12 protein-coding genes are annotated in these 15850 nt (G+C 58.8%); 6 read left to right on the forward strand and 6 right to left on the reverse strand.

Features of this window, described 5'->3' with window-relative positions; all coding sequences use genetic code 11:
* The first annotated feature begins 591 nt into the window (after window positions 1–591).
* From ppk1 to FGQ61_RS02720, 5 genes are all read left to right on the forward strand, one after another.
* A complete protein-coding gene (gene ppk1 / locus FGQ61_RS02700; RefSeq protein WP_229025841.1) occupies window positions 592–3165 on the forward strand; it encodes a polyphosphate kinase 1 in 2574 nt (857 codons plus the stop codon).
* Between the two features lie 98 nt (window positions 3166–3263).
* Entirely contained in the window at window positions 3264–4592 is a 1329-nt protein-coding gene (rlmD, locus tag FGQ61_RS02705) for a 23S rRNA (uracil(1939)-C(5))-methyltransferase RlmD (protein WP_138374489.1), read from the forward strand.
* A gap of 106 nt (window positions 4593–4698) precedes the next feature.
* Window positions 4699–5241: a DJ-1 family glyoxalase III gene (locus FGQ61_RS02710; protein WP_138374490.1), complete on the forward strand. Its 543-nt coding sequence runs from the start codon at window positions 4699–4701 to the stop codon at window positions 5239–5241.
* The gene (locus FGQ61_RS02715) at window positions 5238–5819 is read left to right on the forward strand and encodes a Maf family protein (protein WP_117635392.1); all 582 of its coding nucleotides are present in this window, start codon (window positions 5238–5240) and stop codon (window positions 5817–5819) included. The genes FGQ61_RS02710 and FGQ61_RS02715 overlap by 4 nt, the downstream gene beginning before the upstream one ends.
* 101 nt (window positions 5820–5920) lie before the next feature.
* On the forward strand, window positions 5921–6922 hold the full coding sequence (locus tag FGQ61_RS02720; RefSeq protein ID WP_138374491.1) for a P1 family peptidase: 1002 nt from the start codon (window positions 5921–5923) through the stop codon (window positions 6920–6922).
* 372 nt (window positions 6923–7294) lie between these two features.
* On the opposite strand, the gene FGQ61_RS02725 is transcribed toward FGQ61_RS02720, so the two are convergent.
* Both FGQ61_RS02725 and glf read right to left on the reverse strand, forming a co-directional pair.
* Window positions 7295–8326 carry a glycosyltransferase family 2 protein gene (locus FGQ61_RS02725; RefSeq protein ID WP_022094096.1) on the reverse strand — a complete coding sequence of 344 codons (1032 nt, stop codon included), beginning with the start codon at window positions 8324–8326 and terminating at the stop codon, window positions 7295–7297.
* On the reverse strand, window positions 8319–9521 hold the full coding sequence (glf, locus tag FGQ61_RS02730; protein WP_022094097.1) for a UDP-galactopyranose mutase: 1203 nt from the start codon (window positions 9519–9521) through the stop codon (window positions 8319–8321). Before glf ends, FGQ61_RS02725 begins: the two co-directional genes overlap by 8 nt.
* A 231-nt stretch (window positions 9522–9752) precedes the next feature.
* Between glf and pta the strand changes: the two genes are divergently transcribed.
* Window positions 9753–10733, forward strand: a complete 981-nt coding sequence (gene pta / locus FGQ61_RS02735; RefSeq protein WP_117655322.1) for a phosphate acetyltransferase — start codon at window positions 9753–9755, stop codon at window positions 10731–10733.
* 551 nt (window positions 10734–11284) lie between these two features.
* Here pta and FGQ61_RS02740 read toward each other — a convergent pair.
* The 4 genes from FGQ61_RS02740 to FGQ61_RS09625 all read right to left on the reverse strand — a co-directional run.
* A complete protein-coding gene (locus FGQ61_RS02740; RefSeq protein ID WP_138374492.1) occupies window positions 11285–12463 on the reverse strand; it encodes an acetate/propionate family kinase in 1179 nt (392 codons plus the stop codon).
* 164 nt (window positions 12464–12627) lie between these two features.
* The gene (locus FGQ61_RS02745; RefSeq protein ID WP_138374493.1) at window positions 12628–13806 is read right to left on the reverse strand and encodes an acetate/propionate family kinase; all 1179 of its coding nucleotides are present in this window, start codon (window positions 13804–13806) and stop codon (window positions 12628–12630) included.
* Window positions 13807–13926: 120 nt separating this feature from the next.
* Window positions 13927–15087 (reverse strand): MFS transporter, encoded by a 1161-nt coding sequence (locus FGQ61_RS02750; RefSeq protein WP_138374494.1) that lies wholly within the window; start codon window positions 15085–15087, stop codon window positions 13927–13929.
* A gap of 119 nt (window positions 15088–15206) precedes the next feature.
* Window positions 15207–15850: LysR substrate-binding domain-containing protein (locus tag FGQ61_RS09625; protein ID WP_138374495.1), on the reverse strand; the 644-nt coding region annotated here is incomplete at its 5' end.

Raw genomic sequence — 15850 nt, forward strand, 5'->3', positions numbered from 1 at the left:
GATCTCGGAAGGCACGTGCAGACCTTTCGTCATGGCCTCCTACCTTTCTTTCGGGCCTTACTGGCCGAATGTATCAGCGCCCCTCCGTATGGGACGCTGCTTGCTGACAGCTCTAGTTATATCCAAAAACCACCAGCAATTCCACCTCGCCCCCGAACGGTCAGCAAAGTGCGATGAACGGTATATCGCATATGATTCCCCCATGATGCACTTCAGTTCTCTAAAGCAGGTTTTCAAAGGTAATCGTTCTTTTTTCTAAGGAATTGAGCAAGATTGCACAAATAATTTCATGTTTAGGAATTGCATAGCTAAAACTGTTTTCTGCATATATATGTCGTCTGTCCATGATTCAATTTGGATTCGATTATATTCAGCTCGCAATCATTCTTATTCATACATCCTCACCAGTTGAGTATGGATATAGATTGTTTTCAAAACGAGTCGGGCAGTTAGTTGCATGCCTTGACGGCGTAAGAAGTAGGTTAAGATACCGTTCGCACAATACGTCCGTGCCACAAGTCGACTAAATTGAGACAATAGTGAATAGGGTTAGGCTACCGTCCCCTGCGGGGACTGAACGGACAGATGCATATGCCGAGCAAAATCGAAAAAAAGCAAGCCGCCGCAAAGCTGCGCAAACCGCCGCGCGACTTCTCGTACACGCAGAACCGAGAGCTCAGCTGGCTGCGCTTTGACAACCGTGTGCTCGACGAGGCTTTTGATGAGTCCGTGCCGCTGTTCGAGCGCCTTAAGTTCGTCTCGATCTTCGAGTCAAACCTCGATGAGTTCCTTATGGTGCGCGTGGGTGGCCTGTCCGACCTTGCCGAGCTCAAAAAACAACCTGTCGACAACAAGAGCAATATGACTGCCTCCGAACAGGTCGATGCTGTCATGGCCGAAATGCCCGGGCTCCTTACCCGTTGGGAGTCCATCTTTAAGAGTATCGAGGGCAAGCTCGACACCCTGGGCGTTCACCGTGCGCGTGTCGATTCGCTTACGCCCGAGGAGCGCACCTTTGTAACCCGCTACTTCCAGGCCTACGTGTCGCCGGTCATCTCACCGCTGGTGATCGACCCGCGCCACCCTTTCCCCAACCTGCGCAACGGCGCACTCTACCTGGCCTGCGGCCTGGACGGCGTCACCGACGAGGAAAGTCTGCTGGGCCTGATCGAGATTCCCGCCTCGATGAACCGCGTGGTCGAGATCCCCTCGCCCACCGGCACCTACTCCTACATTCTGCTCGAGGACGTCATCCTCGCCTGCCTGGACAGCTGCTTTGGCTCCTATAAGCCGCTCGACCGCGCGCTCATCCGCGTCACCCGCAACGCCGACATCGATCCGGACGGCGAGGGCGTCGAGGAGGAAGAGGACTACCGCCAGCATATGAAGCGCATCCTCAAGAAGCGCCTGCGCCTGCAGCCGGTGGTTCTCGCCGTCTCGGGTTCACTCGAAAAAGCAACGCTCAAGACTATCCGCAAGGCACTCGAGCTCTCGCGTCGCTCGGTCTTTACCTGCGACATCCCGCTCAACCTGGGCTATGTCTTCGGCATTGAGGGCAAGATTCCCGAGCACCTGCGCAACGAGCTGCTCTTTACGCCGTTTAAGCCGCAGCCCAACCCCACCATCGATATGACCCGCTCCATCCGCGAGCAGGTACTTCAGCACGACAAGCTGCTCTTTTATCCCTATGAGGCCATGAACCCCTTCCTGGATCTGGTGCACGAGGCCGCCTACGACCCCGAGTGCATCTCGTTGCGCATCACGCTCTACCGCGTGGCCAAGCAGAGCCGTCTGTGCGAGTCGCTCATCGATGCCGCCGAAAACGGCAAAGAGGTCACGGTGCTCATGGAGCTCCGCGCCCGCTTCGACGAGCAGAACAACATCGAGTGGGCCGAGCGTCTGGAAGAGGCAGGCTGCACTGTCATCTACGGCTCCGAGGGCTTTAAGTGCCACTCCAAGATCTGCCAGCTCACCTATCGCGAGGGCATGGCGCTAACGCGCCTCACACTTTTGGGCACCGGCAACTTTAACGAGAAGACGGCCAAGCTCTACAGCGACTTTATGCTCATGACCGCCCATCCCGGCATCGGCGAGGACGCCAACTTGTTCTTCCGCAATCTGTCGCTGGGCAACCTGCGCGGCGATTACCGCTTCCTGGGTGTGGCGCCCGTCGGACTGAAACCGCTCATCATGCGCGGGCTTGACCGCGAGATCCAGCGCGCCCTTGCCGGCGAGCCCGCCCGCGTGTTCTTTAAGCTCAACTCGCTGACCGACCGCGAGGTTATCGACAAGATCGCCGAGGCATCGTGTGCCGGCGTGCGCGTAGACATGATCATCCGCGGCATCTCGTGCCTCAAGCCCGGTGTTCCGGGCAAGACCGAGAACGTGCATGTCCGCTCCATCGTCGGACGCTTTTTGGAGCACGCCCGTGTTTACGCTTTTGGCGTGGACTCGGACATGATTTACCTGAGCTCGGCAGACATGATGACACGCAACACCGAGCACCGCGTGGAGATCGCCTTCCCCGTGCTCGACCCCACCTGCCGCGCCCTGGTACACGAGTACATGGGCATGCAGCTGCAGGACAACGTGAAGGCCCGCAGCCTCACGAGCGACGGCACCTGGGTCCCCGTGGAGTGTGCAGAGGGTGAGAAACCCTTCAACTCGCAGGAAGCTCTACTGGAGCGTGCCTATCGCAACGCCGAGGCCGCCGCGCAGCAGCGCGCACAGGAGAAGGAACGTGTGGCCGAAGAAGCTATTCAGGCCGAGGTTGAACATGGGGCAGCCGCCAAACCGGAAGCGGTTGCCGCTCCCCCGGTGAATGAGCCCGAGGCTGCCGCAGAGCCCGCCATGGAGAAAGCGCCCGAGCCCGCTACCGCGACTCCGGAGCCCGCCGCCGAGGCAAAGCCCGCCCCAGCTCCTGATCCGCAGCCGACCACGCCCAAGGTCCAAGAGGTCCAGGCGACCGTCATTGAGCCCGAGCCTGCACCTGCACCTCAGCCCGAGCCGCAGGTCACCAAGTCCGCACCCGGGACGAGTGCCCGTCGCGATAAGCCCGCCGGCAAGACCAAGGCCATCGAGCGCCATCGCCCCGGTCGCGTGCGCATGGGCCTGGGTCTGATCGGCCTGGGTCTTAAGACGCTCATTACCGGCAAGACGAAATAGTCGTTTGTAGAAGCAGTTTGTAGAAGCGCCCCGCATTTGAGGAAAGCCTCGGATGCGGGGCGCTTTTCCCTGCTACCATGGTGCGAGCAACAACGCGAATGACAGGCAGGAATATGAAGCTCACTATAGAATCGATGACCTACGGCGCCGACGGGCTGGCGCACGCCGACAACGGCAAGGCCGTCTTTGTGCAGGGTGCCGTGGCAGGCGACACCGTCGAGGCCGAGGTCGTACAGGACGGCAAGTCGTTCATGCGCGCCCGCACCACCGAGATTCTGGAGCCAAGCCCCGATCGCATTCAGCCTCCCTGCCCCTTCGTGGGCATCTGCGGCGGCTGCTCGTGGGGCAATCTCTCACGCACGGCACAGCTCGCCGCCAAGGAGCAAAACCTGCGCTCCACGCTCGAGCGCATCGGCAAGTTCGCGCCTGAGCAGGTCGATGAGTTGGTACAGCCCATCTGCCACACCAAGGACGACTGGGGCTACCGCAATAAAATCGAGCTCGAACCGACCGTCGTCAACGGTCGCGTGCGCCTTGGCATGCATGGTGTCGACCCCAGCAAAATCGTGACCGTCGATACGTGCCCGCTGTTCGATAAGCGCTTCCCGAAGGCGCTCAAATCGGTCGTCGGCGCACTCAACTATCTAAGCGGCAGCCATGACTTGGGGCTCGAACGCGTGGGCATTCGCGCATCGCGCCGCACCAAGGCACTCGAGGTCGCTCTCTGGACGCCCACAGGCTCTTTTCCGCGCTCGCAGGTCTCCCGCGTGCTGGCGGACGCCGCTCATCCCACGAGCATCGTGCGCGTGATGAGCAAGGGCGAAAAGAAGGCCCGCCGTGTCTCCAAGGTCGAAATGCTCGCCGGAGAGGGCTCATGGACCGAGAATATCGCCGAGGGTCAGATGCGCTTGTCTGCCCCGTCTTTTTTCCAGGTCAACACCAAGGGTGCCGAGATTTTGATCGAGCTTGTCATGGAAGCGCTCGACCCGCAGGAAGACGAGCTTGCCGTGGACCTGTACTGCGGTGCCGGCACCTTTACCCTGCCGCTCGCCCGCCGCTGCGACTTTGTCGCTGCCGTCGAGGCCTACGGCCCCGCCGTGCGCGATCTACGCCGTAACCTGGAAATCAACAAGCTTGATAACGTCGACGTCATTGGCGGAGACGCGGTGCGCGAGTTCCCCGACCAGGATGCCGACGTCTTGGTGGTCGACCCGCCGCGTGCGGGCCTCGCCCCCGAAGCCATCGATCTTATCGCCAGCACGAGCGCTCGCGATGTCGCCTACGTGAGCTGCGATCCGGCCACCCTGGCGCGCGACCTCAAGCGCTTTGTCGAGGAAGGCACCTTCTCCCCCGTAAAGATCACGCCAGTTGACCTGTTCCCGCAAACCTTCCACTGCGAGACTGTCGTCCACCTTAGGCGCAACTAGCCACTTAATCATTGCTCAGAAAAATCATTGGGAAATCGAGCGTGGCAAGCGGAGGTCTTCGGGGTATAAGACGGCTAATTGTATGCCGCCTATGAAAGGAACCCCCATGCCCAGCGTTGCCGTTCTCGCCGCCGATGGCTTTGAAACTATTGAATGCTTGACCATGGTCGATGTCATGCGTCGCGGCGGCGTGCGCGCCACGCTCGTCTCGATCATGCCCACGCGTGAGGTCGTAAGCTCGCTGCAGATCCCCGTGACCTGCGATGCGCTCTTTGATGAGATCGACTTTGACGAGTACGACTGCGTCGTGCTGCCCGGCGGCCTACCCGGTGCTACCAACCTGCGCGCCGATCAGCGCGTCTGCGACGTGGTCCGCGAGTTCGCCGCAACCAAGCACGTCGCCGCCATCTGCGCCGCCCCGTTTATCCTGGGCGAGCTCGACCTGCTCGAGGGGCGCCACGCCACGTGCTTCCCTGGCTTTGAGAAAAGCTTCCCCGAAGGCGCCTATACCGGCGAGAAGGTCACGCAAGACGGCAACATCATCACCGCCAGCGGCATGGCCCAGTCGCTCCCCTTTGCGCTTGAGCTGCTGCGCACGCTCGCCGGCGACAAGGCCGTCGATAAGGTCGCCGAGGGCATTCAGCTATGATTTTGGCTTCGCAATCACCGCGCCGCATCGAGTTGATGCGCGAGGCGGGCTATGACATTCGCATCATTCCTGCCGATATCGACGAAACGCCGTTTGATGGCGAGGCCCCGCTTACGCTCGTTGAACGCTTAGCACGCGCCAAAGCCGCCGCCGTTGCCGCCGAACATGCCGAGCCCAATGAGCTGACGGTCGCGGCCGACACCATCGTCACCTTTGACGGCAAGATTCTGGGCAAGCCGGCAACCGAGGACGAAGCGCGCACCATGCTCCGTGAGCTTTCGGGCCGCACGCACCAGGTCGCAACCGGCGTCTGCATCGTTAAGGCAGGCGACACGGCCGCCCCGCATGCCGCCGAGAGCCTGTCCTTTGTCGATGTGACCGACGTGACGTTCTACGAGCTCACCGACGAGCAGATCGAGCACTACGTCGCCTCGGGTGAGCCCATGGACAAGGCCGGCGCCTACGGCATTCAGGGCACAGGAGGACGCATGCTCGTGCACGATATTTCGGGCGACTTCTATAACGTGGTGGGCCTACCCATCGCCCGCGTCGCGCGCGCGATTCAAAAACTCTCGTAATTGCATCTGGCGCTGGGTATCCCCCGGCGCCTACAATTTTGGCGTACCGTACGGATCCCGACCGGGCACAAGGCGCGGCGGAAAACCGATAGGAGTTAAACATGGATACACTGCTCAAAGCCATTGACGTTTGCGATGTCGATGGCTTTTGCTTTGGCAACTATACGGACGATGAGGCAGGCACCGGCTGCACCGTAATCGTGGCACCCGAGGGCGCCACCGGCGGCGTTGACGTACGCGGTGGCGCTCCCGCTTCGCGCGAGACCGACCTGCTGCGTCCCGAAAACACCGTCGATAAGGTCCACGCCGTCTGCCTTTCGGGCGGATCGGCCTTTGGCCTCGAAGCCGCAAGCGGCGTGGCCCGCGAACTCGAGAGCCGCGGTATCGGTCTGCCTGTCGGCCCCACGCAGGTGCCTATCGTGTGCTCCAGCTGTATCTTCGATCTCGCCTTTGGTAACCCCACCGTTCGCCCCGACATTGAGGCCGGCATCGCCGCCGTGCGCGAAGCACTCGACAACACCCCCACCAAGCTCGAACAGGGCAACGTGGGCGCCGGCACGGGCGCTACCGTGGGTAAGCTCATGGGCCCCGCTACCTGCATGAAGGCCGGCCTTGGCGCTGCCGCCGTGGCGCTCGGCCCCATCAAGGTGGGCGCCGTGGTCTCAGTCAACGCCTGCGGCAACGTTGTCGACCCCTTCACCGGCGAGTGGGTCGCCGGTATGCGCGCCGCAGCCGATAGCGACCAGATCGTCGACATGGAACTCGCAGCCTTTGCTGCCGCCGGATCCATGCAGATGCCGCTCGACCGCACCAACACCACCATCAGCTGCATCGTCACCAACGTCGAACTCACTAAGGCACAAGCCACCAAGGTCTCCCAGATGGCCGCAGACGCCTACGCACACGCCATCCGTCCCACGCACACCACCAACGACGGCGACACCATCTACACCCTCGCCAGCGGCAAACTAGACGCTCAGACAAGCGCCGCCGTTCCCCTAGACCTACTGGGCATGCTCGCCGTAAGGGCCCTACAGACCGCCATCGTAAACGGAGCCAAAACCGCCAAAACCTCCCACGGCATCCCCGGCGCCGCGAAGTAGCCTAACCTGACCGGTTGCCCGGTGGGGCTTGGTTATGTTTGCTGCTCTACAGTCCTGGCTCGCACGAAGAGCACATTAAGTGCTCTTCGGCTCGTGCGGAACTCGCGACAAACATAACCAAGCCCCACCGGGCAACCTACCAACCAGATTCTTTTCAGCCCAGGCCCCTGTGTACCGCGCGTCGAAGATCTTCAAATTCAAATAAACTGACAATCGATTCTTATAGCAGAGGCCCCTTGGCCTTTAGTTTGATACAAGTTCCGCACGAGCCGGAAAGCACTTAATGTGCTTTCCGTGCGAGCAGGACTGTTCGCAGTAGCAAACTAAAGGCCAAGGGGCCCAGTCAACCTATCAACAGCGATTACTCAGCAGCTAGTTGAATTTGAAGATCTTTGAGGCAAGACGGTATAGGCCAAGCGTGGTTTTGTCTCCGGCCCGTCCGCGCAGATTGGTGAAGAACCCGACCACGCCGTAGCGGGCACGACGATACATGCGCTCGTCGTAGGCCTTCAAATCATTCCACAGCGTCTTTAGGCGCTCGTCGGCGCAATCTTCCTCGGAAAGCTTGGTGAGCACCGAGCAGATCGCCATCATCATGGTGAAGTAGCCCATCATGTACGAACGTAGGCGTGACGACTCGACATCGCTGTACAGGTGGTACGACTCCATCATGATACGCGTAACACGGAACTGCTGGTCCAGACGCTTGACCATCGTGGCCTCGTTGACACTCTGGCCCTCGCGACCGATAAAGTAGCGGTAGAGGTCGATGTCGGCGTAGTACATGGTCTTGCAACGCGGCAGCGGCACGTAGGCGTAGATGTTGTCCACATAGAACGTGTGCGGCGGCATGGGAAGGTTGGACTCGCGCAGCACATCCGTGCGATAGCACAGGCTGTGCATGAGTAGGTTCTGGTCCAGGCGGAAATGACCGATCTGATCCCAAGAAAAGATCTTTTTGCGCGGCAGGGCAAATTTGTAGCCAATAGCGGTATGCGTGCCCTCGTAAACCTTCTCGTACACGTAGTTCGAGATAAACAGGTCAACGCGCTGGTCGCGCTCTTCAAAGCCACGCAGAATCGACAGCATGGTCGAAAGGGCAGCACCGTCAAGCCAGTCGTCCGAATCAACAACCTTGTAGTAGGTGCCCTGCGCCTCGCGCAGACCCGAAAGGACGGCAATACCGTGACCGCCGTTCTCCTGGTGCACCGCGCGGATGATTCCAGGGTAACGGGCCTCCCACTCGTCGGCCTTGGCGGCCGTCTCGTCCTTGGAGCCGTCGTCCACCACGATAATCTCGATATCGGTGGCGTAATTGCTCCCCTCCAAGATAGAGGTGATGCAATGGTCCATGTCCTTGGCGGCGTTATACGAGGGAATACCGAATGTTATGACTTTATGCATGGCAGGCGATAATCTCATCCGAAAGATCGAGGGCGGAATTGGTCACAGCGTCCATATCGTAGTAACGATACTCGGCCAGACGACCCACCGGGTGGAAGTTCGTCAGGTTCTGGACGCGCTCAAGATAGCGCTCATAGAGCTCACGGTTCTCGGGCTCAAGAATGGCGTAGTACGGCGTCTCACCCGAGCCGGGCGTATAGGCCTTGGAGTATTCCTTCATGATGGTGGTCTTGCCGGGCAGGACCTGGCCAGTCATATTCTTGAACTCAGTGATGCGCGTGTAATCCTCGCTCGTGGTGTAGTTGACGGTGCCCACGGGCTGGAACTGATCCATATCGAGCGTCTCGAACTTCATGTCGAGCGTACGGTACGGCAGGGCGCCCAGGTCGAGATTGAACAGCTCGTCGAGCGGACCGGTGTAGACGATCTCGCCGCCATAGACCTTACCGTCGATCTTGACGGTGGTCTCGTCGATCTCGAAGAGGTCGCGGGCGTCCACGTCGCAGAACACATCAATCAGATCGTGGTCGAGCATATGCTCAAACAGCGCGGTATAGCCGTCCTGCGGCATGCCCTGGAAGGGAGCCTGCGGGAAGTAGCGGTCATCATCGCCCACAAAGACGGGAACACGGCCGGTGATCGAGGGATCAATCTGGTCGGGCGTCTGGCCCCACTGCTTCATGGTGTAATGCAAAAAGACGTTCTCGTAGACGTAATCAGCGACCTCGGCCAAGTCGGGGTCGTTCTTCTTACGCAGCTCCATAATGGGCACCTTGACATCCTTGCCAAAGGTCTCCACGAGCTTCTGATACAGCTCCTCGCCGCGCTCGTCACCAAAGGCGAGCTTGAGACTCGCGTGGTTGAAGGGCACGGGCATAAGGGTGCCGTTGATGTTGGCGAGCACCTTGTGCTGATAATCCGTCCACTTGGTAAAGCGCGACAGGAAATTGTGCACGCGCTCGTTAAAGGTGTGATAGATATGCGGACCGTACTCGTGGATCAGGATTCCGGCCTCGTCAGTGCAGTCATAGGCATTGCCCGCAATGTGGCTACGGCGCTCCAAAACGGCAACACGATAGCCGATGGTCTCGGCAAGACGGCGGGCGCAAACGGCACCGGCATATCCAGCACCGACGACAATCATGTCGTACGCGCCGGCGTTAAAGCCTTCAGGCAGGCCTGAGGTAATCTGCATCGATACTCCTTGTCAAAAGCCACGGGCTCGTTAGCTGGGCTTTTCTCGAACATTCTTCGAGACATATTTATCAGAGCGATTATAGCGCTAATGCGTCCTATAATGAGCTTGCCACACAAGGAAAGCTCAAGCACCGCGGCGTACAAATTTGAAAGGTAAACCCGCTAGCAGCGGGTTTATTCGTGAACAGCCGGGCGCCTGGAGCTTAGTGAAACGCTTGTAAGGAGTAACATGAGCGATTTCCTTAACCGTATGAAGTCTGCCGCCAAGGCCGACCTTAAGACGATCGTCCTGCCCGAGGGCGAGGATCCGCGCACCATCGTCGCGGCCACCAAGATCATCGAGGAGGGCCTGGCAAAGATCGTCATCCTGGGCAACCCCGACGAGATCAACGTTCCCGGCGCCACCGTCATCGATCCGCGCAATGCCGAGAAGCACGAGGAGTACGCGCAGAAGTTTGCCGAGCTCCGCGCCAAGAAGGGCGTCACCATCGAGCAGGCTCGCGCCCAGGTGATGGACGCCACCTACTTTGGCACCATGATGGTCAAGATGGGTGACGCCGACGGCCTGGTCTCCGGCGCCTGCCACTCCACCGCCGACACCCTGCGCCCCGCGCTGCAGATCCTTAAGACCGCCCCGGGTACCAAGCTGGTCTCGGCCTTCTTCGTGATGTGCACCGACACCCCGCAGTTCGGCACCGACGGTACGCTGATCTTCGCCGACTGCGGCCTCAACATCAACCCGTCCTCCGACGAGCTCTCCGAGATCGCCATCGCCTCCGCTCACTCCTGGTCCACCTTTATGGGCAGCGTCGAGCCGCACGTGGCCATGCTCTCCTACTCCACCATGGGCTCCGCCGGCGGCGAGGTCGCCAAGAAGGTCCAGGAGGCCGTTAAGTTCTGCAAGGAGAAGGCTCCCGAGCTCGCCATCGATGGCGACCTGCAGCTCGACGCCGCCATCGTTCCCACCGTCGCCCAGCTCAAGGCCCCCGGCTCCTCCGTTGCCGGCAAGGCCAACGTGCTTGTGTTCCCCGATCTCGAGGCCGGCAACATCGGCTACAAGCTGGTCCAGCGCTTCGCCGGCGCCGACGCTTACGGCCCCATCCTGCAGGGCATCGCCAAGCCGGTCAACGACCTGTCGCGCGGCTGCTCTGCCGACGACATCGTGGGTGTCGTGGCCATCACCGCCGTCCAGGCTCAGATGGCTGAGTAGCGGACATATCCCCTCGGGACCCTACAGGGTAAAGCTCTGAAAACGTCCTCGGATATGCATGAAACCCCCGCTGCGAACTTCGTGCGGCGGGGGTTTCTTGCGTCAGTGCGGAATATTTTCAGAGCTTTACCCTGTAGGGTCCCTGCCGCCACGTAGCAATCAGGGAATCCGGGGTGGACGGCGGCTTGGCTACGAGCTGGAGCTGAAAATCTGAATGGATGGGTGCCGTTGCTGGGAGCGCAGGCGTTGCTGATGATGATCACTTTGGAGATTGAAAGGCCGGTGGGCTTCGGCGGTTGTTGTGCCGGAAACTACATCCCAGTTTGGAGGCGGATTGTGGGATGTGGCTTCCGCTTGGGGCCTGTTTGGGAAACTTTGGGACGGAATTTTGCTTTATTGTGGGTCGCACTTTCCGCAACGTGCCTCAACCGGAAAGCGTGTCCCAGTATTTGCGCTCGAAATGGGATGGAGTTTCCGTCGTCCGCCTGCTAGCAAAAAGGCCTCCGGAGCTGCTGCTCTGGAGGCCTTTCGTTTACTTGCAAATGCGCACGTTAGTTGTTCTTGGTCAGACGCTCGACGTCGTGGGCGATCATGTATTCCTCGTCGGTGGGGATGACCATGACCGTGACGGCGGAGCCGGCAGCGCTGATGACCTGCGGGCCGTTGCCCACGGCCTCGCGGTTCTTATTGTTGTCGATGCGCACGCCCAGCCACTCAAAGCAGTCGCAGAAGGCCTTGCGGATCGACCAGTCGTTCTCGCCGATGCCGGCGGTAAAGGTGATGGTGTCCACGCCCGCCATGGAAGCGATCATGGAGCCGGCCTGCTGCATGGCCTTGTAGGCGAACATATCGAAGGCGAGCAGGCAGCGCTCGTCGCCCTCAGAGGCGCGTGTACGGATGTCGCGGGCGTCGTTGGAGATGCCCGAGATGGCAAGCAGACCAGACTGCTTGTTCATCATGTCATCGACTTCCTGATAGCTGTATCCGCCCTCGCGCTGAAGATAGCACACGGTGGCCGGGTCGATGGAACCGCAACGGGTACCCATCATCAGACCGTCAAGCGGCGTGAGGCCCATCGTGGTGTCGCGGCACACGCCGTCCTCGATAGCAGCAAGCGAAGCACCGTTACCCAAATGGCACGAAAGCAGACGGTGGCAGCGCGAACCCAGGATCTCCTTGGCCATCATCCACTCATAGCGGTGGCTCGTGCCGTGAGCGCCGTACTTGCGCACGTGGTACTTGTCGCACACGTCCTTGGGCAGCGCGTAGGTATAGGCGACCTCGGGCATGGTCATGTGGAACGAGGTGTCGAAGACCGCCACGTTGGGCAGCTCCGGATACTTCTCACGGCAATACTCAATCGCCGCGGCCTCGCCGTAGTTGTGCAGCGGGGCGAGCGGGGCCACCTCGAGAATCTTGGCCATAACCTCGTCGTCGACAACTGCGGAATCATCGAAGTGCCAGCCGCCCTGAACGATGCGATGCCCAATGCCATCAATCGTAAAGTCGGTCTTCTCGAGCTCCTCGAGCACGCGAGCGATAGCAGAGCGATGATCGGGGAAGGGGACCTCCTCGGTCTGCTTGGCGCCACCGTTCTCGGAGTGGCCGAAGATGCCCATGCCCGATCCGATACGCTCGCAGTTGCCCTTGGCGAAAACCTCGCGGGTATCGGTATCCAAAAGCTGATATTTAAGGCTTGAGCTGCCGGCGTTGACAACAAGTACGTTCATGAGACTCCTTTGCAGTGCAATACGGTCGACGCAGACCCCTTAAGGCGGCCGCATTTTAATAAGAAGTTATCACAACTTAATAAATAGCTATCAGGCATATCGCCCAACGAGCATAAAAGGGGGGCCGAACGGCGCTCGGTCGTCCAGCCCCTCCCCTCTTGCAATTACTTGCCGTTGACGATGCGCTCGACGTCGGAAGCGATCATGAACTCCTCGTCCGTGGGGATGACGAAAATCTTGACCTTGGAATCCTTGGCGGACAGGCACCAAGCGCCGTCGCCACGCAGGGCGTTGCGGGCATGATCCATCTTGACGCCCATAAAGGCCAGACGGTCGGCCACGCCAGCGCGGACAGCCGGAGCGTGCTCGCCGATGCCGGCAGTAAAGACCAGGGTGTCCATACCGCACATAGAAGTAGCCATCTCGGCAACCTTGGCGGCAATCTTGTAGACAAACATGTCGAAGGCGAGCTGAGCATCGGGGTCACCAGCGGCGGCGAGCTCCTCGACGTTGCGGCAGTCGTTGGTCTTGCCGCCGGTCACAGCCAAAAGGCCGGACTTCTTGTTCATCATCTCGTCGACCTCGTCGAAGGTGTAGCCACCCTCGCGCTGCAGGTAGCACACGGTAGCCGGGTCGATGGAGCCGCAGCGGGTGCCCATCATGACGCCGTCGAGTGGCGTCAAGCCCATGGTGGTGTCCATGCACTTGCCGTCCTCGATGGCGCACAGGGAAGCGCCGGAGCCGATATGGCACACGACGACCTTGCGGGCCTCGCCGTTGGTCATCTCGGCGATCTTCTTGGAGATGTAGCGATAGCTGGTGCCGTGAGCGCCGTACTTACGGATGTGCAGCTTGTCGCAAACATCCTTGGGAAGGGCGTAGGTCTTGGCAACCTCGGGCATGTTGAAGTGGAAAGCGGTGTCGTAGACCGTAACGTTGGGCAGGTCGGGATACTGCTCCAGGCAGTACTCGATAACGTTGGCCTCGGGGTTGTTGTGCAGCGGCGCCAGCGGAGCGACCTCGCGGATCTTGGCGAGAACGTCCTCGTCGACGAGGGAGGAGTCGCCAAAGTACCAGCCGCCCTGAACGATACGGTGACCAATGCCCTCGATCTTGACGCCGTTGGCCTCGAGGTCCTTCAGAACGACCTCGATGGCGACCTTGTGGTCGGGGAACTCGATGTTCTCGGTCACCTTCTTGGAACCGTTGGCAGCGTGGGTGAAGGTACCGCCGGTAAAGCAGACGCGCTCGCAGGAGCCCTTTGCGGACACCTTGTGGGACTTGGTATCGATGACCTGATACTTAAGGGTCGAAGATCCTGCGTTGACGACCAGAACGTTCATGTGTCTCCCTACTAACAGGCGGTGTGGCGCCGCCAGGTTACATACGCTTCAATAATAAACCCAAACGCCCTCGCGCTCGGGTTTATTGCGTTGATATATAAGTTATCGATGTCCAAATACTCACGGCCTTTGACTTGTAAGACAAAAGAGCGCGGGGATATACACCAAGGAAGAAATCCCGAGCGCAACAAGCAATACGACTCGAATGCCTGCAACGCTACTCAACACAGCGTTGAGCAGATAGAAAAGAACGGCACCCACCGCCACCATCTGGCTTTGAACCGAAATCAGTGAACAGCGCATCGAAGAATCGGCAGCATTTTGGAAAACTGAGTATTTGATTGGGGCAAACAACGAGTACGCAACCGTCTGCAGCACATAGAACACGGGCAGCAAATTAGCCGGAGTAAGGGGGATCAGAAACAAAGCTGTCAATACTAAGCGAATGATGCCGCAAATACGCGCAAAACGGCCCTTGTCGACATGAGCAATCACACTGGGCACAATAAGCCCCATGGAGGCTGAGGCAAGGAGCTGGACCGCAATGATCACACCCGAAGCGACGGCATTCATTCCGCGACCCGCAAGCAACAGTGAGAAAAAGTCTTCCTGGGCGACAAAAGCAAATGCTTGAGAACAGTCCATGATGAACGCTGAACGAAGAATGCCGTTACACGCAATAGCGGCACCGATCATCTTCGGGCTAATTCCACGCTCAGGTGTCCCCGCAGTGCCCCCTCTTCGCATCTCAGGAATGCAGACAACGACAACCAACGTCAACACCATTGCGATGATATCTGCCGAAAGACCAATGAGATATGCACCGACAGACGAAATGAAACCGCCCACGCAAGCGGAGATGGCAAAAGAGGCATAGAAAACAAATCGCTCAACGACATTAAGTCTTACGAGCTGGTCCTGAGAAACGCTGTCAATGTAAATCGCTTCTATGGATCCGCTCACACATGCAGCGGCAAAACCTTTGAGAGCAAACGCGCCGATTAAAAGCAGAGGAGAACGGACGAGGAGTAGGGCAGCGTAGTATCCAAGCATCCCCACGACGCCAACGAGACCACTTGTCTTTCGTCCAAACCTATCGGCAATATAGCCAGTGGGAACTTCAAGGATGAACTTGCTCACTTGATATGCAATCATCATGCTAGAAATCGCCACCATCGAGAATCCGACGAATTCAAGGTAAACCGTCAGAAAATACAAAATGGTGCTGAAGTTCGACAGAAAAACAAACGTCATATAAAGCAAAACCGTACGGTTTTTCATGCTCCGCCCTCCAAGAGTCAACAATCTAAATCGGAATCTTGGAAAAGCATGAGGGCAAAGCCGTCAGTCATGTGTTACAAGGCGTCAACATTCACTTGACGACACGAGGCCAAATGGCCTCACGAAGCAAGATGACGCAATAGGTGAAGAAATACCGTCTGGTGTCGATCGGTCCAGGCATTTTGTCGATAGCAAAAGTAGATGGTCAAGGCTACGTCATGCGAGCCTTCAATAGAGCACTCGCTCACTTCCGACCCATCTGATGCGAGAGAAGAGCCAGAAAAACCCAATATCAATCCCCCGGCTTGAAGAAACTCAGCCTGCGCTCTGTTTCCGTATTCGACGTCGCGGAAGCGGAAATTAACCAGCTGAGCTTCGGGGCATTGATTGATCGCATTGAGACAGGGCGACAAATTAATAGGAACAGCTAACCTGCCGCCCAGTAACTCACGAACGGTCATAGCACCCACAGATTGATGACCCGCTGGGCACGAAAGAACCTTGAGCTCCTTTTCACCCAAGTATTTCGAAGAGAGGACACTGTCCCTTGGTTCCTCAAATGAGATGGCCGCATCCGAAATGCCAAGCACAAGTGATTCAAAGCATGTAGCCGTTGGCTGATGCCAAACATCAAGGTGAATCTGAGGGTGCGAGCTTTCAAACGAGTCGTACCAGTTTTCGGAAAAAAGACGCCCCCGCCCGTGAAGATGAACTGCCTCCCATTTCTTGGACACGAGAAATGGGAGGCTTTTTATGCGTGTCG

This window comes from Collinsella aerofaciens (genome assembly GCF_005844325.1).
GTDB lineage: Bacteria > Actinomycetota > Coriobacteriia > Coriobacteriales > Coriobacteriaceae > Collinsella > Collinsella aerofaciens_G.